Genomic DNA, 26,825 nt, shown 5'->3' on the forward strand with positions numbered 1-26,825 from the left:
GAAAGAGTCGCAGCTCAAGGGGCCGTTTCAGAGCAATCTGAAACGGCCCCTTGAGCGTTTTCGGGGACCGGACGAGAGCGGCCCCGCCGGACGACCCAGGTCCTCGGCGTGGGAATGTCACCGGCTGCTTCGTGGGCCATAGGGCTGGAGGAGCTGGTCGACGGGTGCGTGGTCGTCGGTGAGCGGTTGAGCATCGCCGATCCAGGAGGTGAGATCGTCGCCGGTGGCGATCTTCCAGCCGGTTTCCCGGGCGTCCAGCGCTTTCTGGGTCGCGCGGACGTCGACCGGTCGGTCGGAGGCGATCACCACCAGATTGCCGCCCTCGGCGGCGGCCGTCGGGTCGAGGCCGATATCGGCGGGATCGCCGACGAGCGCGACGTGCTCGAAGGTCTTGCCGATGGTGGCTACTTCGGCACGTGCGAAGGCCAGGCCACCGTGGTCGATGAGGTTGGCCACGTACAGGCCGTCTCGGTCGAGCACCCGCCGTACGTCGGTCATCGCTTCCACCGTGGTGAGGTGCCACGGCACGCTGACGCCCCCGAAGGCGTCGCCGACGACGAGGTCACGACTGCCGGCGTCCAGTCGCCGCAGGCCGAGCCTGCCGTCCTCGACGCGTACGTCGATACCGCCTTCCGATCGCAGACCCAGATGGTCGCGGTCCATGCGCACCACCCCGCTGTCGATCTCGGACACGAGGCTGCGCGTCCCGGGCCGCGTGGCCGCGAGGTAACGGGGGAAGGTGAGCCCGCCGCCGCCCAGGTGGTGGGCGGCGAGTGGCTCACCTTGGGGGAAGGCGGCATCGACCACCGACGCGATGGCGCGCACGTACGCGAACTTGAGCACGGTCGGGTCGTCGACGTCGACGTAGGAGTGCCGCACACCGTCCAGGACGAGGGTGCGGCCGCTGCCCCGGTCGGGGTCCGCGACGACCCGTGCGCAGTGGTACCTGGTTTCCGCGTCGCAGCCACCGGGCGCGACCATGGTGGCGAGGCCGCCGGCAACGACCACGAGTGTGAGGGCGGGGCTGCCGCTCCATCCGCGCGTTCGCCACTCGACCACGGCCGAGCCGACCACCAGCAGTGTTCCGAGGCCGATCAGGATGCCGCTGACCGGCAACCGCGCGACCAGGACGAAGCCGGTGAGGACCGTGCCGACGATGGAGCCGACGGTGCCGACGCCGGACAGTCGGCCGACAACCGTTCCGGTCTCGGCGAGGCTGGTGAGCCGCAACTTGGTCACGATCGGCGTCACCGCGGAGAGCAGCGCGCCCGGCACGAGGATGGTCAGCGACGCGATCAACAAGAGCATCGCCGGTGCCCACTCGGCAGTTGTCCGTATCACGGCGGGGGTGAGCGCCACGACCGCTCCCGCCACGCCGAGCGCGGGGCCGATGAGCCGGCGTGGATCGACCTGGTCGGCGATGCGCCCACCCAGCCAGGAGCCGAGGGCGATCGCGGTGAGGGCGATGCCGATCACCATGGTGCTGGTCTCGAGCGTCAGGCCGAGGTAGGGAGCCAGCAGCCGCAAGGCGACGATCTCCACCACCAGGACCGCGGCCGACGCCCCGAACACCAGCACGGCGGCGGCACGGGGACCCAGGCCGTAGGGGTGAGGCGTGTCCTCGGCAGCAGGCGAGGAGGACGATCTGGTCACGGGCCACATCCTTGCACGCGGCTCTTCGGCAGCACGGCGAAAGGAGCCCTGATACCCACGCACGGGATTCGGGTCCTGTCGAGTGTTGCGTGTACCTCACCGGTGGGTGCTGTTCAAGGAGAGCTCTCGACGGCCAAGCTGAGCGTCGTGCTCGGGATCATTGCGGGCGCACTTCTGATCGTGTTGAGAACACGCCGGTGAACGGCCGGACCAGCGAACGGAGAACACCCGTGATTGTCGGAGTCCTCAAGGAAGCGCGGGCAGGTGAGAGTCGTGTCGCGGCCACGCCGGCCACGATCCAACAGATCCGCACACTGGGGTACGACGTGGTCGTCGCCCCGGGCGCGGGGGTCGCGGCCGGATTCACCGACAGTGCCTACGAGGCCGCCGGTGCGACCGTCGGCGACGCAGCGGCCGCGGACGTGGTGCTGGGGGTCAACGCCCCGACCCCGTCGCAGTTGGACCGGGTACGCCCGGAGGCGACGGTGATCGCCCTGTTCGCGCCGGCCTTCGACCCGGCGATGGTCGAGGATCTGGGGCGGCGTCCCTTCACGGCCCTGTCGATGGACGCCGTGCCGCGCATCAGCCGGGCGCAGTCGATGGACGTGCTGTCGTCCATGGCGAACATCGCCGGCTACCGGGCCGTCATCGAGGCCGCGCACGAGTTCGGGCGCTTCTTCACCGGCCAGGTGACCGCGGCGGGCAAGGTTCCGCCGGCGAAGGTGCTCGTCGCGGGTGCCGGCGTGGCCGGTCTGGCGGCGATCGGCGCGTCCGGCTCGCTCGGTGCGATCGTACGGGCGACCGACCCGCGACCGGAGGTGGCCGACCAAGTCCGGTCGCTGGGCGGCGAGTATCTGTCGATCGAGTCCCCGGAGGTGGAGGTCTCGAAGACCGGCTACGCCAAGGAGATGGGCGACGACTACAAGGCGCGCGAGGTCGAGCTCTACGCCGCGCAGTGCCGCGAGGTCGACATCGTCATCACCACCGCGCTGATCCCGGGCCGTCCCGCGCCGACGCTGATCACCGCGGAGATGGTGGCGAGCATGAAGCCCGGGTCGGTGATCGTCGACATGGCGGCCGCCAACGGCGGCAACGTCGAGGGCACCGTGAAGGGCGAGAAGACCGTCACGGAGAACGGCGTGACGATCATCGGATACACCGATCTGGCGGGCCGGCTGCCGGCCCAGGCCTCGCAGCTGTACGGCACGAACCTGGTGAACCTGCTGAAGCTGATGACGCCGGGCAAGGACGGGTCTCTGGTCCTCGACTGGGACGACCCGGTGCAGCGCTCGATCACCGTCGTACGCGAGGGTGAGTCGGCATGGCCGCCCCCGCCGGTCCAGGTCTCCGCGGCCCCTGCCGCCGCGCCCGCAGTGGCCGCGAAGGAGCCGGCGCCGAAGAAGGCGCCGATGACGGCGAAGCAGAAGTTCGGCGGCGTGGCCCTGGGCGCGCTGGCGCTGTTCCTCGCCGCCGCGTTCGCCCCCGCGGCGCTGCTGCCCCATGTGACGGTCTTCGTGCTCGCGATCGTGATCGGTTACTACGTGATCGGGCACGTGCATCACGCGCTGCACACGCCGCTGATGTCGGTGACGAACGCGATCTCCGGGATCATCGTCGTCGGCGCGCTCCTGCAGATCGGCCACACGAGCACGGCGGTCACGGTGCTCTCGTTCGTCGCGATCCTTCTGGCCAGTATCAACATCTTCGGCGGCTTCGCGGTGACGCGTCGCATGCTCGCCATGTTCAACCGGAGCTGACATGTCTGCGACCCTCGCCGCACAGGCGGCCTACCTTGTTGCCGCGCTGCTGTTCATCCTCGCGCTGGCAGGACTCTCCAAGCACGAATCGGCACGGCTCGGCAACGCGTTCGGCATGCTCGGCATGGGCGTCGCGCTCGTCGCGACGGTCGTGCTCGCGCTGGACGGCGACGTCAGCGGCGCCGGCCTCGGCCTGATGGCCGTCGCGATGCTGATCGGCGCGCTGATCGGCCTGCAGCGGGCCCGCGGCGTCGAGATGACCGGCATGCCCGAGCTGATCGCGCTGCTGCACTCCTTCGTCGGCCTGGCCGCCGTACTGGTCAGCTGGAACGGCTACCTCAACGTCGAGCATGACCCGGACGGCCACGAGGCCAAGGCCCTGGACGCGCTCGGCACGCTGGGCATCCACCACGCCGAGGTGTTCATCGGCCTGTTCATCGGCGCGGTGACCTTCACCGGCTCCGTCGTGGCGTACCTGAAGCTCGCCGCGAAGATCGACTCCAAGCCGCTGGTGCTGCCGGGCAAGAACGCCCTGAACCTCGGCTCGCTGGTCCTGTTCCTCGCCCTGACGGTGTGGTTCGTGATCACGCCGGAGCTGTGGCTGCTGATCACCGTGACGGTCCTGGCGCTGGCCCTCGGCTGGCATCTGGTCGCCTCGATCGGCGGCGGCGACATGCCGGTCGTCGTCTCGATGCTCAACAGCTACTCCGGCTGGGCCGCGGCCGCCTCCGGCTTCCTGCTCGGCAACGATCTGCTCATCATCACCGGTGCGCTCGTCGGCTCCTCGGGTGCCTACCTGTCCTACATCATGTGCAAGGCGATGAACCGCTCGTTCCTCTCCGTGATCGCCGGCGGCTTCGGCATCGAGGCGCCGTCCGGCTCGGACGTCGACTACGGCGAGCACCAGGAGACCACCGCCCAGAGCGCCGCCGAACTCCTGGGCTCCGCCCGGTCCGTGGTCATCACGCCCGGGTACGGCATGGCCGTCGCCCAGGCGCAGTACCCGGTCGCGGAGCTCACCTCGAAACTGCGTGCGAAGGGCGTCGACGTACGGTTCGGCATCCACCCCGTCGCCGGCCGCCTGCCCGGCCACATGAACGTGCTCCTCGCCGAGGCCAAGGTGCCGTACGACATCGTGCTCGAGATGGACGAGATCAACGACGACTTCGCCAAGACCGACGTCGTCCTCGTGATCGGCGCCAACGACACGGTCAACCCGGCCGGAGCGGAGGACCCCAGCAGCCCGCTCGCCGGCATGCCGGTGCTCACCGTCTGGGAGGCCGGCAAGGTCATCGTGTTCAAGCGCTCGATGGCCTCCGGATACGCCGGCGTGCAGAACCCGCTGTTCTTCAAGGAGAACACCGCGATGCTCTTCGGCGACGCGAAGGCCCGGGTCGAGGACATCGTCGGCGCCCTCTGAGAAGCGCGAGAGGTTCCCCCTATCGTTGTCCGCCGGGGTGATCCGCACCCGTACCGCACGCAGCTCAGGAGCCCGCATGCACCACTTCGATGTCGAGACCCTGACGGCGGGCCGGTGGCGCAACGGTGGGGGCGCCACGCGGGAGATCGTCTCGTGGCCGGTGGGCGCCGAGGAGTTCCAGTGGCGTGCGAGCGTGGCCGACATCGACCGGGACGGGCCGTTCTCGGCCTTTCCCGGTGTCGACCGGACGTTCACCCTCCTGGCGGGCGACGGCGTGCGGCTGACGGCCCCCGGGGCATTCGACCGGACGGCGCGAGCGGGGGAGCCTCTCGGGTTCTCCGGTGACCTGGCGTTGACCGCCGAACTGCGCGGCGGGGCCTGCCGGGTGCTCAACGTCATGGTGCGGCGCGACCGCTGGGCGGCCCGGGTGGACCGGATCACCGGGCCTGTCGTGCTGCCCAGCGGCCACGCCGGGGTGTTCCATGTGCTGCGCGGCCGCTGGCGGACGGGCGCCGAAGGGCACCCTCTGACCGCGGGGCAGGGTGTGTGGTGGGACGAGAACGACGTCGCGCCGGGCCGAGCGGTCACACCGCTCTCGCCCGGCGCCGTCGCCCTGTGGGCGGACGTCGCGCCTATGAGGTGAGTACGGCGGCCGGCGACGGGATCCTCACACGGTGCTCCCCGGCTGCCCAGGCCCCTCGACAGAACTTGCTGCAAGTTTCTGCAACAACCTTGTTGAAAGCGGTCGTTGGTGCCAGTGTTGTCGCGTCTGGTTCGGCCCCTCAATCAGGAGGCGCAGTGCGCATTGCTGGACGACTTCTTCTCAGATTCGGCGCCATGGCGAGCTCGGTGCTCGCCGTCGCGGGGATCGGCCTCATAGCGGCCCCGCCGGCCGCGGCCGTCGACTATTACTACGAACTTCCCTATCCGTCGGGTGAGTCCTATCTGGTCACCCAGGGACCCGAGGGCACGTACTCGCACACCGGCCCGTACAACGAGTACGCCTGGGACTTCGGGCTTCCGGCGAACTACGAGGTCTCCGCCGCGCAGGGCGGCACGGTACTCGTCTCGGACTGGTCGCCGTACTGGCAGAACGGCATCGAGGTCATCATCCGCCACTCGAACGGCCAGTGCACCCACTACGCCCACCTCAACCGGGCGATCTACAACAGGGGCGACTGGGTCCCGCAGGGCCGGATCATCGGCTGGTCGGGCGCCACCGGCGCGGCGAACGGGGCGCACCTGCATTTCCAGGTCATCGACTGCAACACCCGCGTCGGTATCCGGGCCACGCTTCAGGGCTGGACACCGCCCACCGGATCGCGGCCGGTGAGCGTCAACACGCGGGCCTGACGGCCCGGCTCCCGAGCCGTCACCCGCCGCCCCGGAACACCCGCAGGTCACGCACCTCGAACGACATCTCGCTCGTCCCCGGATCGGGCGCGGGGTGGTAACGCCCCGCGCACACCGAGAGGTTGACGATCAGGAAGGCGTGCCAGGAGCGGCCGACCCCGCGGTCGTCCGCGAACACCTCGGTGTCGTCGACCCACCACACCACCGAGCGCGCCCCGAACTCCGTGCGCAGGTCTATCCAGCCGCCGGGTCGCACGCCGGGGGAGCGGTGGTAGTGGTGGGTGCCGCGAACGCGGTTCGAGAGTTCGAGCAGGTCCGGGTTGTCGGGGTGGTACTCGAAGACGTCGATCTCCTGCCCGCCGTCACGCCACGTCCAGATCGCGGGCCACGCTCCCGTCTCCTCCGGAAGCCGCACCCGCGCCTCGAGAACGTCACCGGCCCGCACCTCGAACGCCTGGGGGCTGCCTTCCGTCGTCAGCAGCCCGGTGTCCCACAGACCGTCGCGGCGGCGGGTCGCACGGAAGACCCCCGAGCGGCTGTAGGCGGGGTCCTCCACGAGGTGATCCAGCTTGTTGTCCCGCGGGTTGACCGGTCCGCCGTCGGGATAGGCCCACGAGCGGCCGGCGATCCACTGCTCGGACGAACCGAAGTCGGCGGTGAGGACCGGCCTGCCGGCCGGGGTCGAGTGCGGCATGGTCAGCTCCTGGCCAGGTGAGACATGGGCGTCACCCGACGTTCTGCCCCCAGCGGTCCCGCCCAGACCGAACCGCCGCTCCTTGTCGAGAAGTCGCCACACCTCACCAACGGGCCGTCACGACGCCGAGCCGGTGTCCCCCCGTGCGACACGGTCCAGCAGCGGGGCCGCCCAGTCCGGGAGGGCGGACGCCGGGGGGCGGGGCGGGCGCGGGTCGGCGGTGATGCCGATGCCGCCTGCCGGGTCGCCGTACACGAACCGCCGCGACCACTCGAGCCACGCACGGACGAACAGGTTCGCGCTCCACGCCAGGGCCAGCGCGCCGCGCCGCTCGGGAACCTCGTACCAGTAGCTGGTGAGCACCACGGCCCGCGAGACCGCCACGTCCGCGTCCCCCGGCCGGGAATCGGCGGTGAGCCCGGCGGCGAGCACCGATGCCGCGAACCGGTTGTCCGCGAGCAGTCCGCCGCTGTCGCACACGACCGCGTCCAGCAGGTCCGCCGGGAGGGCCACGGCGGCCCGCTCCAGGCGCGCCAGCAGCTCGGGCAGCCCCGGATCGCCGGCCGTCTCGAGGCCGGGCACCACCCTCAGATCGGCCGGCAGCCGCTCGTCCGCCGTGCGGGCGGCCAGGAGATGGACGTACGCCAGCGCGCGCAGCGTCTGCCAGCGGCAGAGGGTGTCGAGCAGTGCGATCCGGGAGCCGCGGAAGGCGAGCCGCACCGGCCAGTCGGCCGCCCGGACCTCGTCCCCGAGGGCCCGCAGCTCCGGCGGCACCGGGGCAGGGAAGACCCGGCTCTGGCCGGGGTCGTAGGACGGCTCGGCGCGGTAACCCGGCCAGTCCTCGGGTGCGTCAGGGCTATTCATTCACTTCGTCCGGTTTCGGGGTTCGCCACTTCGCCTCGTCCTTGCCGTCCCGCGGAGTGATGTAGTTGGAGAGGTCCTCCGGGTCGATGTGGTACGCGTGGATCATATGGTCCTGGCGGATGATCGCCACCGGCCTGCTCGGGTCGAGGCTGCGGTCGATGATGATCCGCGCCCCCGTCGCGTCGTCGACGTAGTTGGCCGGAGACTGCAGATGGCCCCGCAGATACTTCTCCAGTTTCACCTCGTCCCCGCCGATGCCCTCCAGGTAGTGGTTCGACTTGCCGCTCTCCGCCTCGTTGAGCTGGTGGTCGACGCCCTGCGCCGCCCGGGTGCTGTCCGAGTAGGGGGCAAGACCGAAGGGGTCGCACCACCCGAGGGGATTGGCGACGTACGCCACCGGATTGGGGGCCGCCGCCAGGCCCAGCGGATCCGGGCTCAGATAGCGGGCCGTCTCGGGGTCGTAGGCACGGAAGTAGTTGTGGTGCAGCCCCGATTCGGCGTCGAAGTACTGGCCGGGAAAGCGCAGCGGCGTGTACGCCGTGGCGTCGCGGTTCCAGGCCGTGGAGCCCCACAGCGTGGACCGGCTGCGCCAGGCCGGCACGCCGTGCTCGTCGACGAGTTCGGTGGGCGCTCCCACCAGGTCGGTGACGACGGCGTAGAACCGCTCGTCCACCACCTCCTGGTCGGCCGTCAGGATCCGCTCCGTCTGCGCGAGCGGCTGCAGACCGCGGTGGTCCCAGGTCATGGCGATCGCCCGGTCGGCCTCCGCCGAGGTGCTGGTCTGCTCGCACAGGACGCTGCCGTCCCAGGTGAAGACCGTCCGCTCGGCGACCCTCAGGCCGTCGGGGGTCATCCGCTCCTTGGCCGTACGCCGTCCCAGCGGGTCGTACGTGTACCGCCAGCGCGTCCCGTCCGGGGTGGTGACGGCCGTGATGCGGTCCTCGGCGTCCCACTCGTACCGCCAGGTGTCGGGCTTGCGCGAGAGCCGGGCCTTCCGACGGAGTACGACGCGGCCGAGGGCGTCGTACTCGTGCCGGACCCGGCCCGCGCCGATCAGCCGGGTGCCCTCGTAGGTGCGCGGTCCGGTGGCGTCCTGGCCTCCGGGATGCGAGCCGGGCCAGGACGCGGAGGTCTGGTTGCCCGCGTCGTCGTACGCGTAGCGCTCGGTCCAGTTCTCGGCGTGCACCGCCGTCACCCGGCCCCGCGGGTCGAGAGCGAAGCTGCGCGGTCCGGTGAGCAGATCGTCGATCCCGGTCAGGACCCCGTCGGACCGGTAGCTGTACCCGCGGCGCTGCACCACCTCGTGTCCGGGGCCCGTGAGCCGTTGCTCCACCAGCCGGCCGGCCTCGTCCCACGCGTGGTCGAGGGTGACGACGTCCCCGTAGGTGCGGGTGAGCTCCTGGCCCGCCGCGTCGTGCGTGAAGCCGATCCGCCGGCCGGACGTGGTCAGGGCGTCGTGGCGGCCCGCGGTGTCGTAGGCCCACTCGGCGACGGCGCCCGTCGGGGTGGTCCGGCCGGTGCGGCGGCCCGCGGCGTCGTAGGTGTAGGTGAGGATGCGGCCGTCGACCGTCTCCTGGAGGAGCCGGCCGGCCCGGTCGCGCAGCCGGGTCAGCACACTGTCCCCGCACACCGCGGTGGCCAGCCGGTCGAACACGTCGTACTCGTACGTCGTCACCGTGCCGCCCGCGTCCTTGCGGACGGTGTGCCCGAGGGCGTCGCGGTCGTACGTGATCCGCTGCCCGAGGGCGTCGGTGCGGGTGACGAGCCGGCCCGCCGCGTCGTAGGCGTAGTCGAGCGCACGGCCGTCGAAGTCGGTCTCCCGGACGAGCCGGCCCGCCGGGTCATAGGCGTACTCCCAGGTCATGCCCTGCGGGTTGCGGACCTCGGTCAGCCGCAGCTCGGCGTCGTACGCGTACTCGTGCCGCGTGCCGTCCGCGTCGGTCCGGGCGGCGAGCAGGTCGAAGTGGGTGTACTCGAAGCGCACCGTCGCGCCGTCGGGACCATCCGTACGGGTCAGGCAGTTGCCCTCGCCGTCGTACGTCCACGAGCGTCGGGCACCGTCCGGGCCGGTGCGGTGCAGCGGCTTGCCCTCGACCGTCCACTCCATGCGCGTGACCGCGCCCAGGGGCTCGGTGACCGCCGTGGCCCGCCCGAAGGCGTCCCGCTCGTACGTCGTGGTGGCGCCGCTCCTGTCGGTGACGGAGAGCGACAGTCCAGCCCGGTCGGTGCGGACGCGCGTGACCGCCCCCATGGGGTCGGTCACGGTGGTGAGATGGCCGCGTTCGTCGTAGCCGAACCGGGTGACCGTCCCGTCGGGGCGGCTGACCGAGGTGCGGTTCCCGCGCTCGTCGTAGGTCTGCCGGACGACCGAGCCGTCCACGGCGACGACCTTGACCGGCCGGCCGAGCTCGTTGTACTCGGCGCGCGCCTCCCGGCCGTCGGGCCGGACGTAGGAGACCAGGCGGCCCGCGTCGTCGTAGATGGTACGGGTGGTGTGGCCGAGCGGATCGGTGTGCGCGATCCGACGGCCCCGCTCGTCGTACGCGTACCGGGTGACCGCGCCGAGCGGGTCGGTCTCGGCCACCACCCGGTACCGGTCGTCGATCAGGTAGGTGCGGGTGTGCCCGGCGGCCGTGGTCACCCGGGTGACCCGGTGGCCGCCGGCCGGGTCCACCTCGTCGTAGCGGAAGGTGAGCGCGATGTGGCCCGCCTCGCCGGCCTCCGCGACGCACCGGTCGAGATCGTCGTAGGCGTACTCGTAGCGGCGGTCGTTCGTGTCGGTCCACGAGGTGATGCGGGCGCGGTCGTCATAGGTGAACCGCAGGGGCAGCCCGGAGGAGTTGGTGACCTCCGTCAGATTGCCGTCGGTGTAGCCGTACGCGAGGACGCGGCCGCCGCCGGTCAGGTGCAGGGCGGTGATCCGGCCCTCGGCGGTCTCGAAGCGCAGGTGGTAGCCGCCGGAGTGGGCCAGGCCCAGCGGAGTGCCGTGCTCGTCGTACTCGAAGGTGACGTGGTGGCCGCCCGGGCTCTCGAGCTGGACGATCGGCGCGATGCCGTTCTCGGCGCCGTCCGCCGGCGGGGCGAAGCGGCGGACGTCACCCGTCAGGGGGTCGGTCAGCGTCCAGTCGCCGTCCGGGGTCCGCTCCAGGGCCTGACGGGGGCCCGACGGCGACACCGGCAGCACCGGCACACCGGGCGCGGGATGCGGATAGCCGACGAGGAGACCGTCCTCGGAGACCAGGACGACTCCCTTGGCGTCGATCTCCAGGTGCTGGTCGATCGTGGACGACCAGGTCGGGCCGAACCAGCGGCCCGCCCGGTAGCCGGACTCCGCACGCCGCGTGAACGCGAAGGGGAACGCGCCGGGCAGGACCACGTCCGTCTGCGGGAGGTACATCCGGCCGGTGGCGAGGTCGACCGGGTCCGTGCCCTCACTGGCCTTGTCCGGGTCGGGCCGCTCGCCGTGGTGCGGGCCGTTCCTGTCCGTCTCCTTGCGGCCAGGGCCGTCGAGGTCGTCCAGGTGCTGGGCGGCCGAGCCGCCCTTCTTCGCCGCGCCCAGACCCTTGGTCCCGAGGAGCTCGGGCAGGAGCTTGCCCACGCCCTCGCTCGGGTCCTTCATGAACTCGTCGAGCATCTGCTTGCCCGCGCCCCACGGGTCGTTGGCCATGGTGACAAGACCGGCGGCCGTCGAGTTGAGGTTCATCACGTACTCGGCGGGGTGGGTCAGGTTGTACGGGTCCGTCGGGTTGAGCGCGCGGGCGAAGTTGACGAGGCCGGCCGCGCCCTTGATGACGCCGCCGGTCAGATGCGTCTTGGCGAGCTCCAGGTAGTCCAGGCCGTCGGCGAGCTGTTCGGCGTACGAGGGTTTGGGCGGGGCCGCGTCACGGGCCGCCCGGACCGCCGTACGGGCCGTCTCGGCGACCTCGTTGCGCTGCTTGCGCGCGTTGTCGAGCTTGTCCTGGGCGGCCTTGGCCAGCGCGACGCCGGGGTCGGTGAAGTTCTCGGACGGCCTCGGCGGCAGGGTGTCCTTCTTCGCCTCGACCGCGGCGTTGTACTCGTCGATCGACTTGTTGTAGGCGTTCCGCGCGTCCTGCGAGACCTTCTTGGCCTTGTTGTACTCCTCCAGGGCCTCCTTCGCCCTGCCCTGCGCCCACTCCACGGTGTCCGCGAACCGGTTGATCGCGTCGGCGGCCTTGCCGAAGGCCTCGGCCGCCTTGAACCACTTCGGCGGCTCCTGCGCGATGGACTCCCGGAAGGCGTTCGCCGACTCACCCTTCAGACCGTCGCCCTGCAGGGCCTTGATGCCGTTGCCGACGAGGGTGAAGGACAGCTCGAAATCGCTCAGGTGGGAGACCTGCGCGCGGATCTTGGAGGCGCTGCCGTAGACCAGCTTGTTCGGGTCCTCGGTCTGACCCAGCTCCAGCTCCGCGACGTCCGCGCCGAGCTGGTTCGCGGCGGAGCGGCTCTTGTCGCGGATCCAGTCGCCCGCCCCGTCGAGACCGACGTCCTCCGCCAGGTCGGCGACCTTGTCGCCGGTCCACTCGACGGCATCGCCGACGTCCTCGGCGCGGTCCTCGACCCAGTCCTCCACCGGGTCCGGTACGAAGTCCCTCCAGCCCATCAGTTACCGCCCCCGTCGGCCTGGTCCAGCAGATCCTTCAGCGAACCGATCTTTCCCGAGGAGGTCAGTTTGTCCCCCGTGTCCGACCAGGTCTGCTCGATGTCCTTCTGGCTCTTCTCGAAGGACTCCAGGCTGTAGTCCGGCTTGTAGACATCGGCCCGGAAGATGTCGCCCCAGGCCTTCTGCTCGATCTCGTCCTCGCTCGCGTGCGGATTGCCGTACGCGGCGTTGGCCACGACCTTGAACGCGCCCTGGATGTACTGGTCCTCCTCCCACACCTGGCCGGCGGCGATGCCCAGGGAGCGGGCGAGGATGCTCGCGTTCTGCACCAGGCTGCGCACGCCCCACTCCCAGCGCTCGCAGAAGTCCTCGAAGTCGGTGGCCAGACCCATGTGCCCGGCCTCCATGCCGGTCATGGACAGGTCGCTGAAACCGGCGCCCTGGGAGGCGCCCGCCGCGTCCGAGGACTCGCGGAGCTCCGCGATGGCCGCGCGCAGGCCCTTCTGGATGCCCGCGACGGCCGCGGGCGAGAGCTCCAGGTCCGGATCGCCCGCCATCAGGCGGCTTCCGTACGGTCGACGGCGCAGGCCTCGGGCACGATGCCCAGGACCGGCGGGAACAGCATCGATCCGTCCTCGTCGGCCACGTTCACCGCGACTCCCGCCGGACCGTCGACCATCGGGACGATCACGTCGACCAGACGCGCACCGAGGATCGAGAGGTACTCCCACTCCCGGTCCGCGGCCCCACGCGCCCGCGCGAAACGGGCGAGCGCCTCCTCGTCCGTGAACGCGTACAGCCAGCGGATGCCACCCTGGACGGCGGACATCACGCCTCCGTCGGCCCCGGCCGCCAACGGGGCGAGCAGCACCGCCCGCCGGAACTCGCCCACCAGCCGGCCGGGTTCACCCCCTCCGGCCCGGAATGCGGCGATCTCCTCGCTCAGTTCCATGGCGCGTCTCCCCTCCGTGCGACGAGTGGCTCCGAAGAGAGACGGTACTCAGCCCCCCGACGGTTCCTCCAGGACGAGGCGGGCCTCGGCGACCGCGGAGCCGGCACGGCACAGCGCGGAGGCCGTCCTCTCGTACGAGAGAACGGCCTCCACGGTGTTCGGGGTGCGCCCAGCGGCGGGTGTCGAGCGTCCGGCGTTCAGTCGGCCACTCTCACTGTCCCGGCCTGCTGAAGGCGTCCTTGGCGCGGTCGAGGAGCGAGGCGAACGGGCCCACGGTCCACTGGGCGGCCGGGGAGCCGGCGGTGCCGGGGTGCGGGTGGGTGGGGGCCATGCGTTCGGCCATGCGGAGACGCCGCCCCATCGTGCGCCGGTCCTCGATGTCGCACTCGGCGCGGATGACGGGGAACTCCTCCTGCTCCTCGTGCCGGGCGTGGGCCTCGACCTCCTGCTGGAACGCGAGGAGACGGGCGTCGAAGTCGGCGCTGTGCACGTCGAGTTCCTCGAGCCGGGCGAGTGCCTCGTTGGCCCGGGACTCCTCGTCGTTGCGCGCGTCCGCCTCCTCCTGCCCGGCGACCCGCTTCGCCACGGGCCTCAGGATCATCTCCTCCGCCGTCTCATGGACCGCGAGCAGAGCGCGCAGCTCGTCGAAGCACTGCTGCTTGGTCTCGCCCTCCGAGTCCGCGGTCTCCGCGAACAGCTGGCGGATCTGGTCGTGCTGCTGGAGCAGCTGCTCCAGGATGTCGTCCTCGGCTTCCGGTGTGTACCGAGAACCCGCGGTGCTGGTGCTCATGATCGTTCCTCCGGTGTGTCACAGGGTGACAGGTGCCGCCGCGCACCTTCCGATCTCCACGGCGCCTAACCCGCCGCGGCGCGGGCAAACACGCTCACGGCGCCGCGACCCCGGACGGCCGCGTCACGGTGCGGGGGCGGGGGGACGGTCCGGTGACGGCGGAGGGGGCGGAATCACCCACCGGACGGCCGCGGTGATCGCATGGCCTCCGAGCCGTGCCGCCGGCAGCATCAGCCGGGTGACCAGCGGCGGATGGACCATGGCCCTGGCCCAGGGAGGCAGCAGGTCGACCGCCGCGGCGGCCAGGAACGCATAGGGAAGCCGGGCGGCGGCCGGCAGGGGGGGACGGGACAGCAGGTACCGGGCCGTCGCGCGCGACGCGGGAGTGGCACGAAGTTCGGGCCGGTACGCGGCGAGGAGGTCCGTCAGCTCGGCGCGGGTCTCGGGCGGGCTCTCGGCGCCCAGCATCCGCGCGATCCGGGCCATGTCCGCCACGTACCCGTCCTCGCCGGACGCGTCCAGGGGGCGCCGTCCGTACCTCTGGTGCGCCCGCAGGAAGCAGTCCGCCTCGGCGATGTGCACCCAGGTGAGCAGATGCGGATCGGAGGCGCGGTACGGCACACCCGTGGGCGTCGTCCCGGTGATCCTCTCGTGGACCTGCCGTACCCGCTCCACCGCTCGCGTCGCGTCCGCGCCGACGCCGAACGTCGTGACGGCCAGGAAGGTGCTGGTGCGCTGGAGCCGGCCCCAGGGGTCCCCCTGGAACCCGGAGTGCGCCGCGACCGCCGCCATCGCGACCGGGTGCAGCGACTGGAGCAGCAGGGCCGCGAGACCGCCGATGTACATCGAGGCGTCCGCGTGCACGGTCCGCACCGGACGCTCGGGACCGAACCAGCGCGGCCCGGGCGTGCCATGGATGCGGGCCCGCTTCTCGTATGCCGTAGGGCCCGCGACCCGGTGCAGCAGGGCGTCTCCGGCGCGCTTCCGCAGCTCGCCGGGAAACGGTGGCCAGACCATGAGCCCAGTATCGCCCGACCGGCCCGAGAAGGACCGGGACGGTGCGGGCCGCTCCGGTCCCGCGGTGTGGGCGAGCCCCGGCGGGGCAGTGGCGGGGCAGGACAGCGTAACCAGGCAGGACAGCGTAACGAGGCAGGCAGCGTAAGGAGGCGGACATGCCCCGTCCCGTCACCGTGGCGCGCGCCCAGGGACTCTTCAACGTGGTGGGCGGCCTGTGGCCGGTGCTGTCGCTGCGTACCTTCGAAGCGGTCTACGGGCGCAAGGCCGACGGATGGCTGCAGAGGACGAGCGGCGGCCTGCTGGCCTCGGCCGGCATCAGCATGCTGCTCGCGGCACCCGGCCCCGAGGGCATGCGCCACGCCCGCCGCACGGGGATCGGGACGGCGGTGACGTTGCTCGCGATCGACCTGGCGTACGTGCCTCGTCGGCGGATCCCCGCGACGTACCTGATGGACGCCGCCAAGGAAGCGGCCTGGCTGGCCTGCTGGTGGAGGGCGACGTTCCGGGCGCCGTCGTCGTCAGCCCTCGACCCCGGTGGCCGTGTGGGCGGAACCGACCGGCTTGGACTCCGGTGACCCCCGTTGGCGCAGGTAGACGGCCAGGATGACCATGGTCGCCACGGCCAGGAGCTCCGACTGCCAGTTCTGCAGCGTCCTGCTCCAGAAGTCCGGCGAGCCCAGGTACTCGCCCCATCCGATGGGTTCCTGGAGCTGCCGCAGCTGCTGTTCGTCGTAGGCGGCCACGCCCGAGATGGACTGCGCGAGCCAGGACAGGACGAACACGCCGCTCATGACCAGGCCCAACGAGAGCGAGTACACCCGCTGGCGCCAGTCCTTGGCGGCGGCCCAGCGCGGAGAGTCCTCTCCGGCGTGATCGCCCACGCGCTGGTCGCGGTCGGACTCGGTACCGATCTTGTGGAGCTCCTTGGACTCCGGCGAGCCCCGCTGGACCAGCCACACGGTTCCGAAGATGAAGAGGAAGAACTGCAGGAACTCCGACTGCCAGTTCTCGGTGACGTCCACGGCGAAGTCCGAGGACATCATGTACTCGCCCAGGCCGATCCGCTGAAGACCGTCGTCGGTGAGCTGCTCGTTGAATTCCGCATGACCGGCCAGGGCCTGCCCGAGGAGGACCAGGAGGAACCCGGATCCGAAGGCCAGCGTGAGGCTGTTGTCCCTCCAGAAGCTCCCGCGCTCCTGCTGTGCTTCCTGCTTTCCCTGCTTTCCCTGCTCGTTCCGGCTCATCGGTGCATCGCCCCGATCGCGATGAAGTACCCGAGCCCGCCCAGGATCACGACCAGGCAGGTGACGAAGAGACCCCGCATCCTCAGCCGCCCTTCACGACGCACTGGTAAGGCTTGTCCTCCTGTGGCGTGCATCCGGCCGCGACCACCCGCCACCCCGGGGAGAACTGCGACAGGAACAGCGTCTCCTCACCGGCGCGCACCAGGGCCTGCCGCCCGTAGACCTCCGTGCCGTCCACCGTCTCCGACACCGGCAGCTCCTGGCCCTCCAGGGCCTGCGCGCACGCCTGCTTCTCGTTCTCCTCCAGCGACGTACGGGTGTCAGGAGCCAGGAGTCGGCACGCCGCCGCATAGTCCCGGGCAGCGAGCGCCCGCTCGAAGGCGCGGCCGGCGTCCCGGGCGCCGTCCACGCGCGCTCCGGACGCACCGCAGCCGGAAAGCAGCACCCCGAGCACGCCCGCCAGGGCCCCGGCGCCGGCCGTGCGCAGAGCGGTCCGGAGGGAAGGGACCGCCGGGGACACCGGCTTTCGGCGTGGGGCGTGGTCAGCGGATCGTTCGTCGGCCACGTTCATGTACGTCCCCTCCCAGCCATGCGCAGATGGCTGAATCGGTCCTTTCCGCTCCTCGTTCCCTACCCGAAAGGAGCGGTTTCTGCCGCCCGGGCGGGTGATTCCGCCCGAGTGGGCCAGCGCCGCGGGGCCTACGCGGCGTGTCCACGCCGAGGGCTCCGGTCCAGGGGGCCCCAGGGGCCGCGTTGTCGGGCGATCTCCTCGGTGGCCTCTTCGATCACCACCTGGTCGACCCACCCCAGCGGTTCGACGTCGGTCACGAGGGGCTCGTTGTCGGGGCCGCGCCCGTTCTCCTTGCCGAGCAGCAGCCAGGGACGCACCCGGCCGTCCTTGACGCGAGGAAGGTGGGCGTAGTCGTACAGGCGCCGAGCGGCCCAGAGCCGTAGCGGGCGCTCGCCCCACCAGGACTCGACGTCCAGGGGGTTCGCGGACAGCCCGGGCATCGGGATCCCGGTCAGGTCGTCGCGACTGGCGAGTCCGGGGAGGTCCGCCGCCGGCCCCATCGACCAGCGGACGTACACGCCCGTGCGCCGGTCGACGAGGCCGGTCAGCTCGTCGAGCGACCGGATCACCGGCATGCGCGCGTCGCGGCCCGCCTGGCTCTCGCGGCTCTCGCTGTTCTCGTGGTTCTCGTGGTTCTCGGGGTGCACGAAGCGCGCATACCCGGCTCGCGGGCGGACACTCCGCGAGGTTCGGCGGAGCCGCTCCTGGGCGCCGTGCGGGCGGAGGCGGCCTGTCGCCTCTCGTGCCGGTTCCCCTACAGTGCGTGATGCCGCACCCGGCCGCCCATGACGACGTACCGCCGCCGAACAGGAGCAGACCCGTGGCCACCGATGCCCGACCCGGCTCCCTCCCGAGCCCGAGCCCGTCTCCGGCAGGCCGCCGGGTCCCCGAGCTGGATCCCGCTCTCGTCGGGCAGTGGCAGGCCGGGGGAGGAGGCCTCGTCGACCTCTTCGCCCAGGCGTGCGAACGCCTCGGCGGCGTCGCCGCGATCCGGCTCGGCCCCCGCCCGACCGTCCTGGTCACCGGCCCCGAGGCCGTGCGGCACGTACTCGCCCTCCATCCCGACCGGTACGTGAAGCGCTCGCACCGTGCCCGACTGCTGATCGGCGACGGCGTCCTGGCCGCGACGGGCGAGGCGTGGCAGCGGCAACGGCGGCTGCTGCAGTCCCAGTTCACCGGCCGGGGCATGCGCCGTTACGAGCAGCGGATCACCGAGGCCGCCCGGACCACCGCGGCGCGCTGGGCCGCGTACGCCCGCACCGGACAGGTCCTCGATGTCGGCGAGGAGATGCGCCGCTTCGCGCTGGACACCATCTGGCGGTCCCTGACCGGGCACCCCCTCGACGCCGGCACGGAGAACGAACTGGCCGCCGTCTCCGCCGTGGTGGCCGTGCTGCCCGGCCTGCCGGCCGACGGCGCCGCCTCCCAGGGGGCCGTCGCCGCCGAGCTGGCCCGGATCGACGCCGTGGCGAGCCGTGCCATCGCCGCCGCCCGCGACATCGGGCCGGGACCCGACGGGCCTGGCCTGCTGCACGTCCTGCTCGACGCGGCGGGAACGCGCCCCGAATACACCGACCGGCTGATCCGGGACGAGCTGGTCACCCTGCTGGTCGCCGGTCACGAGACCACCGCCACCACCCTCACCTGGCTCTACCTCCTGCTGGAGGAGAACCCCGAGGCGCGGGAGCAGGCTCTCGCCGCGGGGCCCGAAGGCTCGTCCGAGCGGCGGCAGGCCGTCCAGGCGCTCGTCCACGAAACGCTGCGCCTCTACCCGTCCGCCTGGATTTTGCCGCGCTCCGCGGCGGAGGACGACGTCCTCGCCGGCTACGCGATCGGGGCCGACACCGACGTGCTCGTCTGTCCCTATCTCACGCACCGCGACCCCGAGCTCTGGGACGACCCGGAGCGGTTCGACCCGGCGCGCTTCACGATCCCCGGGCGGCGCCCCGCCCACCCCGGGAGCTACCTTCCGTTCGGCATCGGACCCCGGGCCTGCCTGGGCCTCCAGTTCGCCCTCCGGGAGTCGACCGTCCTCCTCGAACACCTGCTGCCCGCCCACACCCCGCGCTTCCGCTCCACCCCGACCGGGGCGGCCTACGGCATCACCGTCCGCCCCGACGGCCCGACCCCCGCGGTGCTGGACGGCTAGGGTCTTTTTGGGAGCAGGCCCTGGCGGAAAAACGCTTGGACCCCGTGGACGCCCGTGCGGGACACTGCGATTTCCTGGCTTTCCGATCCAAAAACACAGGGTTGGTATGGAATCGCCTGAATCGCACGGTAGTTCGCCGGGTAAAGGCCCGGTCATCCTCGCACTGCGCTACTACGGACGGGAGTTGGCCCGGCTCCGCCGGCTGACGGTTCCCGCGATGCTGCTCCCGGCGCTGGGCAACATCGGCATCAGCTACATCGCGCCGCTGGTCGTCGCGAAGCTCGTCGGCCGGATCGCGGGCGACACCGGCACCGGCACCGGCATAGGCTGGGCCCTGCCCTATGTCCTCGGCTTCGCCGGCGTCCTGCTGCTCGCCGAGGCGCTGTGGCGCGTCGGACTGCACTGCCTGAACCGCCTCGACGCCCGTGGCATCGAGCACCTGTACGTGATCGGGATGGACGAGCTGTTCGCCAAGGACGCCGCGTTCTTCCACGACAACTTCGCGGGGTCGCTGACCAAGCGGGTCCTGAGTTTCGCCTCCCGCTTCGAGGACTTCGTCGACGCGTTGACGTTCTCGGTCATGGGCAACTTCGTGCCGCTGGTGTTCGCCTCGGTGGTGCTGTGGCAGTACGACCCGATGCTCGTGGCCGGCCTCCTGGCGATGATCGTGTTCACGGCGCTGTGCGTGACACCCCTGATCCGTCGCCGGCAGGCGCTCGTCGCCCAGCGCGAGCAGGCCATCGCCCGGGTGTCGGGCCACGTCGCCGACAGTCTGATGAACATGGACACGGTCCGGTCGTTCGCCGCGGAGGAGCGGGAGGCCGCCGAACACCGGTCCCGCGTCGCGGAGTCGCGGCGGCTCACCCTGCGCTCCTGGGACTACGGCAACCTGCGCATCGACACCCTGGTCGCGCCGATGTCCGTGCTGACCAACGTGCTGGGGCTGCTGGTCGCCCTCGCGCTCGGCGGGGGAGGGCTCGGCGTCGAGGCGGTCGTCGTGGCCTTCACGTACTACGCCAACGCGACGCGCATCATGTTCGAGTTCAACCAGATCTACCGCCGTCTGGAGAGCTCGATGACGGAGGCCGCGCAGTTCGCCGAGCTGCTGCTGGACCCGCCGACCGTACGCGACCCGGTGTCCCCGGAGCCGTTGCTGTCGGAAGGCGCCGACGTGCGCTTCGAGAAGGTGACCTTCGCCCACGCGGGCGCGGAGCCGCTCTTCGAGGGCCTGGACCTGACGGTGCCCAGCGGGACGAAGATCGGTCTCGTCGGCCGTTCGGGCGGCGGCAAGACGACGCTCGGCCGACTGTTGCTGCGGATGACGGACATCGACGGCGGCCGGATCACGATCGGCGGGCAGGACATCAGCAGGCTGCGCCAGGCCGATCTGCGCGGTCTGATCGCCTATGTGCCGCAGGACCCGGCGATGTTCCACCGCACACTGCGGGAGAACATCGCCTTCGCCCGGCCGGACGCCACCGAGGCCGAGGTGCGTCGCGCGGCCGAGGCGGCGCATGTGACGGAGTTCGCCGATGCGCTCCCGGACGGCTTCGACACCATGGTGGGCGAGCGCGGGGTGAAACTCTCCGGAGGGCAGCGCCAGCGGGTGGCCCTCGCCAGGGCGATCCTGCGCGACGCGCCGATCCTGCTGCTCGACGAGGCGACCAGCGCCCTGGACTCCGAGAGCGAGATCCTCGTCCAGGACGCGCTCTGGCGGCTCATGGACGGGCGGACGGCGCTCGTGGTGGCACACCGTCTGAGTACGGTCGCCACCATGGACCAGCTCGTCGTCCTCGACCGTGGACGGATCGTCGAGCAGGGCAGCCACCAGGAGTTGCTCGCCGCGGACGGCGCGTACGCGAAGCTGTGGCAGCACCAGTCGGGCGGCTTCCTCGACGACGAGCCCGTTCGGGTCGACGATCGAGCGCGCTGACGCGTTCTCCCGTCTAGCGTCAAATCTCAGGCAGCACAAGGGGGTTGTGGGACATCAGGGGGCGCATGGTGGTGCGTGAGATCTCGACATGGTCACAAGCTGGAGCCTGAGCCGCAGAGACCTAAGGCGTGCCTTACCTAAGTTGTATGGTGGCGCCGTCGGTTCCGCGGTGGTGAAGGGATGTGGTGTCCGTGGGTGATGTCCGCCTGGTGGCGAACGGCCTCGATGTCGGACATGGCGGCCGTCCGGTGCTGAAACAGGTGGACGTGTCCTTACGGGCCGGCGGGATCACCGTCCTGGTGGGTCCCAACGGATGTGGGAAATCAACCCTGTTGCGTACCGTGGCAGGACTCCTCCCGCCCCTGGGCGGTGAGGTGAGGATCGACGGAGAGCCGATCCGCTCCCTCGGGCGCCGCGCACTGTCCCAGCGCCTCGCGTTCCTTCCCCAGTCGTCCCAGGCGCCGGCCGGCGTCACCGTCCGCGAGCTCGTCCGGCACGGCCGGTACGCCCACCGCGGCGCGCTCGCCCGTCACACCGACGCGGACACGGAGGCGATCGACTGGGCGCTCGACGTCACGGACGCCGCTCCGCTGGTGGAGCGCAGGCTCGACGAACTGTCGGGCGGCGAGCGTCAACGAGCGTGGTTGGCCATGGTGTTGGCCCAGAAGGCGGGCGTTCTCCTGCTGGACGAGCCGACCACGTACCTCGACATGCGTCACCAGTTCGACGTGCTCGACGTCGTACGACGCCTGGCCCGTGAGCACGACATCGCCTGTGGCGTGGTGCTGCACGACCTGATGCAGGCGGCGGCCTACGCCGACGAGGTCGTCGTCGTCGCCGACGGCGGGATCGCGGCCTCCGGAACCCCGGACGAGGTACTCACCCCCGAGGTCATCCAGCAGGCCTTCGGGCTGCGCGTCAACGTCGTCCGCGACCCCGCGACCGGGTACCTCGCCTGCTTCCCCCAGCGGTCCGAGGCCACCGCCGCGTCCTGACTCCAGGACGTTTTCCCGACAGCGGTTTCCCGCACTGCCAGTACACAAGGAGATGTTCACCATGCAGAGAATGCTGCGCGCCCTCGCGACGGGCGGTACCGCCGTGGCCCTCATGCTCACGGCCGTCGGCTGCGGATCCGGCACGGTCGGCGAGACCACGGACGGCAAGACGGGCGGGAAGCAGACCACGGGCGGCAAGATCACCGTCGACACGGCGCTGGGCAAGGTCAGCCTCGACAAGGCCGCGACGAAGGTCGTCACGCTGGAGTGGACCTATGCCGAGGAACTGGTCGCCCTCGGCGTCACCCCGACCGGCAACGCCGACAACAAGGGGTACGGCACCTGGATCACCGCGCAGGGCGCGGCCCTGCCGGCCCAGGTCACCGACGTGGGCAACCGCAACGAGCCCAGCCTGGAGAAGATCAAGGCGCTGCGGCCCGACCTCATCGTCGTCGACAACGAACGGTCGAAGGCCAACCTCAAGCAGCTCCAGGCCATCGCGCCGGTGCTGGCGTTCACGTACACCACCAAGCCGCAGCTCGACACGATGAAGAAGAACTTCACGGAGCTGGCGAAGGCGGTCGGCAAGGAGGAGAAGGCCGCCGAGGTGAACGGCCGGATCGACGCCAAGGCCGCCGACCTCAAGGGCCGGCTGGACAAGGCGGGCAAGGGCGGCCTGAAGTACGCCCTCGCGCAGGGCTTCACGGCCAACGGCGCCGCCTCCATCCGGATGCTCACCGACGACGCCATCGCCCCGCAGGTGCTGAACCTGGCCGGGCTGAAGAACGGCTGGAAGGGCCAGGCCGACGCGTGGGGCATGACCACGGTCGGCGTCGAGGGCCTGACCCAGGCGGAGAAGGACTCGACCTTCCTCTACGTGGCCGCGGAGAACGACAACCCGTTCACCGGCGACCTCGCGGACAACGCGGTGTGGAAGGGCCTGGACTTCGTCAAGAACGACAAGGCGCTGCCGCTCGACCCGGGCACCTGGCTCTTCGGCGGGCCGCTGTCCGCGATGCACATCCTGGACGAGACCGGCAAGGCCCTGAAGGTCTGATGGCCTCGGAAGGACTGACGGCCGCTCCGGCCCGTCCGCTCGGCAGCCGCCCACGAGCCCTGCTCGTGGGCGGCGCCCTGTCCCTCGTCCTGTGCCTGGTCGGCGTGGTCCACCTCGGCCTCGGCGCGTCCGGGGTCGGCATCGGCGACATCGTGGACCTGCTCCTCGGCCACGGCGACGCCCGGACCGAGGACGTCCTGGTCGGCAGCCGCCTGCCGCGTACCCTGACCGGTCTCGTCGTGGGCATCGCGCTCGGCGTCTCCGGAGCGCTCGTCCAGGGAGCGACCCGTAACCCCCTGGCGGCGCCCGACACGCTCGGGGTGAACGCCGGAGCGTACTTCGCCGTGGTGCTGGTGGCCTTCACCGGCGTGAGCCTGGGCCCGATCCCCGCCGGAGGCGCCGCGTTCCTCGGCGGGATCGTGGCGGTCGGCCTGGTGTACCTGCTGACCAGCGGTGGCGTCCTCACCCCCGGACGGGTCCTGCTCGCCGGGGCGACCGTCGCCCTCGCCGCCACCTCGGCGGCCGAGTTCCTGCAGATGCTCGATGTGCAGGCGACCCGCGGCCTGTTCTTCTGGGGCAACGGCACCCTGCTGCAGTCCGGTCTGGAACGGCCGCTCACCCTGGGCGCGGTCGTTCTCGCCGGCGCGCTGCTCGCCCCGCTGCTCGCCCGCCCGCTGGATCTGCTGGCGCTCGGCGACGAGACGGCCCAGGCCATGGGCGTACGGGTCGAGCGGATCCGCCCCGCCTCCTTCCTGCTCGCGGTCCTGCTGTCCGCCGCCGCCGTCTCCCTCGCCGGTCCGATCGGCTTCGTCGGCCTGATCGGCCCGGTCATCGTGCGGCAGCTGGGGATCCGTCGGCATGCCCTGCTCATCCCGGCGGCGGCGCTGCTGTCCTCCGCGCTGGTGCTCGGCGCCGACGCCGCCGCCCAGCTGATCGTGACGCCGTCCGCCACGCAGCCGGCGGAGATCCCGGTGGGAGTGGTCACGGCGCTGATCGGCGGCCCGGTCTTCATGGCGCTGGCCCGCCGGGTGAGCACCGGCGACGCCGACACCGGCGCGGCCGTCGTGGTCTCCGACCGGCGCCGAGCCCCCACGTACGCCGTCGCGCTCGGCGGCGGGCTCATCGCCCTGGCCGCCGCGATGGCCGTCTCGCTGCGCGTCGGCGACGTCGAGATCAGCTGGAGCCAGCTCGGCGCGGCGCTGTTCGGCTCCGCGGAGCAGATCACCACGGCCGTGGTGGACTTCCGGCTGCCGCGCATCCTGCTGGCGGCCCTGGCCGGTGCCTGTCTGGCCGTCGCCGGTGCCGCCGTGCAGGCGGTGGTACGCAACCCGCTGGCCGAACCGGGACTCGTCGGCGTCACCGGCGGGGCGTCGCTCGGGGCGATCACCGTCATCCTGCTCGTCCCGTCGGCGCCGCTGGTGGCCCTGCCCGCGGCGGCCGGGATCGGCGGCGTGCTGATGCTGGTCCTCGTCGTGCTCGTGGCCCGGGGCACCAGAAGCGGCGGACGGTCGGGCATCGACCCGACCCGGGTGGTGCTCGTCGGCATCGGCGCCGCCGCGACCTCGATGGCGCTGGTCAACATCATGGTCGTGGGCGCGCAGATGAACATCGCGTCCGCGCTGGGCTGGCTCGCCGGCAGCACGTACGGCCGTGATTTCACCGCGCTCGGCTGGCTCGCCCTGCCCGCCCTGGCCGCGGTGCTGCTCGTGATCGCCGCCCGGCCCGTGAACCTGCTCGCCCTCGGCGAGGAACTGCCGCGCGCCCTCGGGCTCGAACTGGGCCGCGCCCGGCTGCTCGTCCTCGGCGCGGGCGCCGTGCTCGCGGCCGGTACGGCCGCGGCGGTCGGCGCCGTCGGCTTCGTCGGACTCGTGGCGCCGCACCTGGCCCGGCGCATCGTCGGCAACCACACCGCGCGCATGGTGCCGATGGCCGCCGTCCTGGGTGCCGTCCTGGTCGTCTCCTCGGACGCGCTCGGCCGCTGGCTGCTCGCCCCGACGGAGATCCCGGTGGGCATCGTGACCGCCCTCGTCGGCGCGCCCTACCTGGTGTGGCTGCTGCGCCGTACCCGTGACGTCTGAGACGTCGGACGACGCGGGGCGTCCGCGCGAGCCGGCCGGCCGTATGCAGCGGGCGCCCGCCGCCGGGAGGGCGGCCTGCCTGGGAAGGCGGGCCTCCCGCAGGCGGCTCCCCGCCGGGCAGGCCGCGCGCCCCGAAGGGTGGCGGCCTGCCGGGGTGTCACGAGGTCTGGGGGGCGCGGGACCTGGGGCGGTCCGCGGTCGCGCCGACGGCCTCCGGCCCGGTCCTGAGCGTGCGGGCGACCAGCACGCCGATCAGGCAGACGAGCGCGGAGGCCAGGCAGACGGCGCCGAACGCGCCGGAGAAGGCCGACCGGGCGAGCGGCTGGAGCGCGGGGGAGAGGAGTTCGAACCTGCCCGTCTCGACGGCCTCCCGCACCGGCGCGCCGGCGGCGGCGTCACCCAGACCGCTGTCCAGGCGGGCGGAGAACACGGCGCCGAAGAGGGCGACTCCGGTCGCGGTGCCGAGCGGATAGCAGGCGTTGGTCAGCCCCGAGGCCATCCCGGCCCGGTCGGCGGGCACGGTGCTGACCGCCACGCCCATCAAGGGCGGGAAGATGACGGCCCCTCCGGCGCCGATCAGGACCAGACCGGCGACCGTGGCCGCGTGACCCCCGTCCGCGCCGCCCCCGCCGGCCGCCGCGGCCAGGCCGACCAGCCCGAGACCCTGCGCGGCGAAGCCCCAGGCCACCAGCACGTCGGCCGGGTACGCCCTCTGCAGCCGGGAGACGAACATTCCGGTCAGGAGCAGACTGCCCGTCAACGGCAGCAGTCGCAGGCCGACTTCGAGCGGGGAGTACGCGTGCGTGCTCTGCAGCCACAGCGTGGTGAAGGCGAGCACGCCCAGGCTCGACAGCCGGGCGAGGAAGCCCAGGACCGCCGCGCCGGTGAAGGCCCGGATCCGCAGCAGGGCCATGTCGATCAGACCGCCGCCGCGGCGCTGACTCGCCACCAGGGCCACCGCGAGCACCACGCCGACGGCCGCCGAGACCAGTACCTCCGGCGCCAGCCACCCGGTTTCCGGTCCGGTGACCAGGGGGTAGTGCAGCGCCAGGAGGACGCCGACGGCGAGCACCGCGCCCAGCGGATCGATACGCCGCCGGGTGGCGCGGGGCGCGGCGGACTCCGGCATGCGCGTCAGCGCGCCGACCACGGTCAGGATGCCGATGGGCACGTTGACCAGGAAGATCCAGCGCCAGCCGAGCAGGTGGACGAACACCCCGCCGACGATGGGGCCGAGCGCTCCGGCCGCGGAGGCGACCAGGGCGTACGCGGCGATGGCCGCCTGGCGCCGGGCGCCCTCGTAGGCGGCGGCGATCAGGGCGAGCGTCGGCGCGAACACCAGCGCGCCGCCCAGCCCTTGGGCGGCGCGTGCGGCGATGAGGGTCCCCGCGTCGGGGGCGAGGCCGCATGCGGCCGAGGCGAGGGTGAACAGGGCCATTCCGGCCGTGAAGACGGCTCTGCGGCCGATGCGGTCGGAGAGCGCGCCCGCGGTGAGCAGCAGCGCTCCGAACGCCAGCGAATACGCCGAGACCGTCCACTGCACCCTGCCCAGCCCGGCGTCCAGGTCGCGCGCGATGTCGGAGAGAGCGACGTTCACGACGGTCACGTCCAGCGTCATCATCACGCCGCCGGCACTGACGAGGGCGAACGTCCATCGAGGCGAACAACCCATGGTCA

Annotated in this window: 22 protein-coding genes; 10 read left to right on the forward strand and 12 right to left on the reverse strand. The window is 71.8% G+C overall.

Features of this window, described 5'->3' with window-relative positions:
* Positions 1–117: 117 nt before the first annotated feature.
* Complete coding sequence (locus ACFYV5_RS03940; protein WP_389163972.1) at positions 118–1,653, reverse strand: fused MFS/spermidine synthase; 1,536 nt, start codon at positions 1,651–1,653, stop codon at positions 118–120.
* A gap of 230 nt (positions 1,654–1,883) precedes the next feature.
* Here ACFYV5_RS03940 and ACFYV5_RS03945 point away from each other — a divergent pair, with 230 nt between their 5' ends.
* From ACFYV5_RS03945 to ACFYV5_RS03960, 4 genes are all read left to right on the forward strand, one after another.
* Positions 1,884–3,410 (forward strand): Re/Si-specific NAD(P)(+) transhydrogenase subunit alpha, encoded by a 1,527-nt coding sequence (locus tag ACFYV5_RS03945; protein ID WP_389163975.1) that lies wholly within the window; start codon positions 1,884–1,886, stop codon positions 3,408–3,410.
* Position 3,411: 1 nt separating this feature from the next.
* The gene (gene pntB / locus ACFYV5_RS03950; protein WP_355115129.1) at positions 3,412–4,830 is read left to right on the forward strand and encodes a Re/Si-specific NAD(P)(+) transhydrogenase subunit beta; all 1,419 of its coding nucleotides are present in this window, start codon (positions 3,412–3,414) and stop codon (positions 4,828–4,830) included.
* Positions 4,831–4,906: 76 nt separating this feature from the next.
* Positions 4,907–5,473 carry a HutD family protein gene (locus tag ACFYV5_RS03955; protein WP_389163978.1) on the forward strand — a complete coding sequence of 189 codons (567 nt, stop codon included), beginning with the start codon at positions 4,907–4,909 and terminating at the stop codon, positions 5,471–5,473.
* A 194-nt stretch (positions 5,474–5,667) separates the two neighbouring features.
* Positions 5,668–6,183 carry a M23 family metallopeptidase gene (locus ACFYV5_RS03960; RefSeq protein ID WP_355115133.1) on the forward strand — a complete coding sequence of 172 codons (516 nt, stop codon included), beginning with the start codon at positions 5,668–5,670 and terminating at the stop codon, positions 6,181–6,183.
* 19 nt (positions 6,184–6,202) lie between these two features.
* Here the strand turns inward: ACFYV5_RS03960 and ACFYV5_RS03965 are convergent, their stop codons facing one another.
* The 7 genes from ACFYV5_RS03965 to ACFYV5_RS03995 form a co-directional block, all read right to left on the reverse strand.
* Entirely contained in the window at positions 6,203–6,877 is a 675-nt protein-coding gene (locus ACFYV5_RS03965) for a beta-glucanase (RefSeq protein WP_355115135.1), read from the reverse strand.
* Between the two features lie 117 nt (positions 6,878–6,994).
* Complete coding sequence (locus tag ACFYV5_RS03970; RefSeq protein ID WP_389163982.1) at positions 6,995–7,741, reverse strand: hypothetical protein; 747 nt, start codon at positions 7,739–7,741, stop codon at positions 6,995–6,997.
* Complete coding sequence (locus ACFYV5_RS03975; protein ID WP_389163985.1) at positions 7,734–12,362, reverse strand: putative T7SS-secreted protein; 4,629 nt, start codon at positions 12,360–12,362, stop codon at positions 7,734–7,736. Before ACFYV5_RS03975 ends, ACFYV5_RS03970 begins: the two co-directional genes overlap by 8 nt.
* Complete coding sequence (locus ACFYV5_RS03980; RefSeq protein WP_389163988.1) at positions 12,362–12,919, reverse strand: hypothetical protein; 558 nt, start codon at positions 12,917–12,919, stop codon at positions 12,362–12,364. Before ACFYV5_RS03980 ends, ACFYV5_RS03975 begins: the two co-directional genes overlap by 1 nt.
* The gene (locus ACFYV5_RS03985) at positions 12,919–13,314 is read right to left on the reverse strand and encodes an SseB family protein (protein WP_355115141.1); all 396 of its coding nucleotides are present in this window, start codon (positions 13,312–13,314) and stop codon (positions 12,919–12,921) included. Before ACFYV5_RS03985 ends, ACFYV5_RS03980 begins: the two co-directional genes overlap by 1 nt.
* 211 nt (positions 13,315–13,525) lie before the next feature.
* A complete protein-coding gene (locus tag ACFYV5_RS03990; protein ID WP_355115143.1) occupies positions 13,526–14,104 on the reverse strand; it encodes a hemerythrin domain-containing protein in 579 nt (192 codons plus the stop codon).
* A gap of 123 nt (positions 14,105–14,227) precedes the next feature.
* Positions 14,228–15,121 (reverse strand): oxygenase MpaB family protein, encoded by an 894-nt coding sequence (locus tag ACFYV5_RS03995; RefSeq protein ID WP_389163993.1) that lies wholly within the window; start codon positions 15,119–15,121, stop codon positions 14,228–14,230.
* A gap of 155 nt (positions 15,122–15,276) precedes the next feature.
* Here ACFYV5_RS03995 and ACFYV5_RS04000 point away from each other — a divergent pair, with 155 nt between their 5' ends.
* Positions 15,277–15,696: a hypothetical protein gene (locus ACFYV5_RS04000; RefSeq protein ID WP_389163996.1), complete on the forward strand. Its 420-nt coding sequence runs from the start codon at positions 15,277–15,279 to the stop codon at positions 15,694–15,696.
* Here the strand turns inward: ACFYV5_RS04000 and ACFYV5_RS04005 are convergent.
* The 3 genes from ACFYV5_RS04005 to ACFYV5_RS04015 form a co-directional block, all read right to left on the reverse strand.
* The gene (locus ACFYV5_RS04005) at positions 15,640–16,365 is read right to left on the reverse strand and encodes a DUF6766 family protein (protein ID WP_389163999.1); all 726 of its coding nucleotides are present in this window, start codon (positions 16,363–16,365) and stop codon (positions 15,640–15,642) included. The genes ACFYV5_RS04000 and ACFYV5_RS04005 overlap by 57 nt on opposite strands.
* Before the next feature lie 82 nt (positions 16,366–16,447).
* Positions 16,448–16,936 carry a hypothetical protein gene (locus ACFYV5_RS04010; RefSeq protein WP_389164002.1) on the reverse strand — a complete coding sequence of 163 codons (489 nt, stop codon included), beginning with the start codon at positions 16,934–16,936 and terminating at the stop codon, positions 16,448–16,450.
* 128 nt (positions 16,937–17,064) lie between these two features.
* Positions 17,065–17,511, reverse strand: a complete 447-nt coding sequence (locus ACFYV5_RS04015) for a DUF6098 family protein (RefSeq protein ID WP_389165063.1) — start codon at positions 17,509–17,511, stop codon at positions 17,065–17,067.
* 245 nt (positions 17,512–17,756) lie between these two features.
* Between ACFYV5_RS04015 and ACFYV5_RS04020 the strand changes: the two genes are divergently transcribed.
* The 5 genes from ACFYV5_RS04020 (at position 17,757) to ACFYV5_RS04040 (ending at position 25,148) form a co-directional block, all read left to right on the forward strand.
* Positions 17,757–19,085, forward strand: a complete 1,329-nt coding sequence (locus ACFYV5_RS04020; RefSeq protein WP_389164005.1) for a cytochrome P450 — start codon at positions 17,757–17,759, stop codon at positions 19,083–19,085.
* Between the two features lie 106 nt (positions 19,086–19,191).
* A complete protein-coding gene (locus ACFYV5_RS04025; RefSeq protein ID WP_389164009.1) occupies positions 19,192–21,018 on the forward strand; it encodes an ABC transporter ATP-binding protein in 1,827 nt (608 codons plus the stop codon).
* Positions 21,019–21,266: 248 nt separating this feature from the next.
* Positions 21,267–22,013 (forward strand): ABC transporter ATP-binding protein, encoded by a 747-nt coding sequence (locus tag ACFYV5_RS04030; RefSeq protein ID WP_389165065.1) that lies wholly within the window; start codon positions 21,267–21,269, stop codon positions 22,011–22,013.
* Between the two features lie 61 nt (positions 22,014–22,074).
* Positions 22,075–23,070 (forward strand): iron-siderophore ABC transporter substrate-binding protein, encoded by a 996-nt coding sequence (locus ACFYV5_RS04035; RefSeq protein WP_355115155.1) that lies wholly within the window; start codon positions 22,075–22,077, stop codon positions 23,068–23,070.
* On the forward strand, positions 23,070–25,148 hold the full coding sequence (locus ACFYV5_RS04040; protein WP_355115156.1) for an iron ABC transporter permease: 2,079 nt from the start codon (positions 23,070–23,072) through the stop codon (positions 25,146–25,148). The genes ACFYV5_RS04035 and ACFYV5_RS04040 overlap by 1 nt, the downstream gene beginning before the upstream one ends.
* Before the next feature lie 157 nt (positions 25,149–25,305).
* On the opposite strand, the gene ACFYV5_RS04045 is transcribed toward ACFYV5_RS04040, so the two are convergent.
* Positions 25,306–26,820 carry an MFS transporter gene (locus ACFYV5_RS04045; protein WP_355115158.1) on the reverse strand — a complete coding sequence of 505 codons (1,515 nt, stop codon included), beginning with the start codon at positions 26,818–26,820 and terminating at the stop codon, positions 25,306–25,308.
* Between the last annotated feature and the right edge of the window lie 5 nt (positions 26,821–26,825).

Origin of the sequence: Streptomyces sp. NPDC003035 (genome assembly GCF_042888285.1) — a bacterium.
GTDB lineage: Bacteria > Actinomycetota > Actinomycetes > Streptomycetales > Streptomycetaceae > Streptomyces.

Bases quoted from the DNA above. Each gene is read 5' to 3' on its own strand.
- ACFYV5_RS04040 (WP_355115156.1), top strand. From the start codon at position 23,070: ATGGCCTCGGAAGGACTGACGGCCGCTCCGGCCCGTCCGCTCGGCAGC.
- ACFYV5_RS03965 (WP_355115135.1), bottom strand. From the start codon at position 6,877: ATGCCGCACTCGACCCCGGCCGGCAGGCCGGTCCTCACCGCCGACTTC.
- ACFYV5_RS04015 (WP_389165063.1), bottom strand. From the start codon at position 17,511: ATGCCGGTGATCCGGTCGCTCGACGAGCTGACCGGCCTCGTCGACCGG.
- ACFYV5_RS03990 (WP_355115143.1), bottom strand. From the start codon at position 14,104: ATGAGCACCAGCACCGCGGGTTCTCGGTACACACCGGAAGCCGAGGAC.
- pntB (WP_355115129.1), top strand. From the start codon at position 3,412: ATGTCTGCGACCCTCGCCGCACAGGCGGCCTACCTTGTTGCCGCGCTG.
- ACFYV5_RS04035 (WP_355115155.1), top strand. From the start codon at position 22,075: ATGCAGAGAATGCTGCGCGCCCTCGCGACGGGCGGTACCGCCGTGGCC.
- ACFYV5_RS03970 (WP_389163982.1), bottom strand. From the start codon at position 7,741: ATGAATAGCCCTGACGCACCCGAGGACTGGCCGGGTTACCGCGCCGAG.
- ACFYV5_RS04005 (WP_389163999.1), bottom strand. From the start codon at position 16,365: ATGAGCCGGAACGAGCAGGGAAAGCAGGGAAAGCAGGAAGCACAGCAG.
- ACFYV5_RS04000 (WP_389163996.1), top strand. From the start codon at position 15,277: ATGCCCCGTCCCGTCACCGTGGCGCGCGCCCAGGGACTCTTCAACGTG.
- ACFYV5_RS03960 (WP_355115133.1), top strand. From the start codon at position 5,668: ATGGCGAGCTCGGTGCTCGCCGTCGCGGGGATCGGCCTCATAGCGGCC.
- ACFYV5_RS03995 (WP_389163993.1), bottom strand. From the start codon at position 15,121: ATGGTCTGGCCACCGTTTCCCGGCGAGCTGCGGAAGCGCGCCGGAGAC.
- ACFYV5_RS03975 (WP_389163985.1), bottom strand. From the start codon at position 12,362: ATGGGCTGGAGGGACTTCGTACCGGACCCGGTGGAGGACTGGGTCGAG.
- ACFYV5_RS03985 (WP_355115141.1), bottom strand. From the start codon at position 13,314: ATGGAACTGAGCGAGGAGATCGCCGCATTCCGGGCCGGAGGGGGTGAA.
- ACFYV5_RS04010 (WP_389164002.1), bottom strand. From the start codon at position 16,936: ATGAACGTGGCCGACGAACGATCCGCTGACCACGCCCCACGCCGAAAG.
- ACFYV5_RS04045 (WP_355115158.1), bottom strand. From the start codon at position 26,820: ATGGGTTGTTCGCCTCGATGGACGTTCGCCCTCGTCAGTGCCGGCGGC.
- ACFYV5_RS03955 (WP_389163978.1), top strand. From the start codon at position 4,907: ATGCACCACTTCGATGTCGAGACCCTGACGGCGGGCCGGTGGCGCAAC.
- ACFYV5_RS04025 (WP_389164009.1), top strand. From the start codon at position 19,192: ATGGAATCGCCTGAATCGCACGGTAGTTCGCCGGGTAAAGGCCCGGTC.
- ACFYV5_RS03980 (WP_389163988.1), bottom strand. From the start codon at position 12,919: ATGGCGGGCGATCCGGACCTGGAGCTCTCGCCCGCGGCCGTCGCGGGC.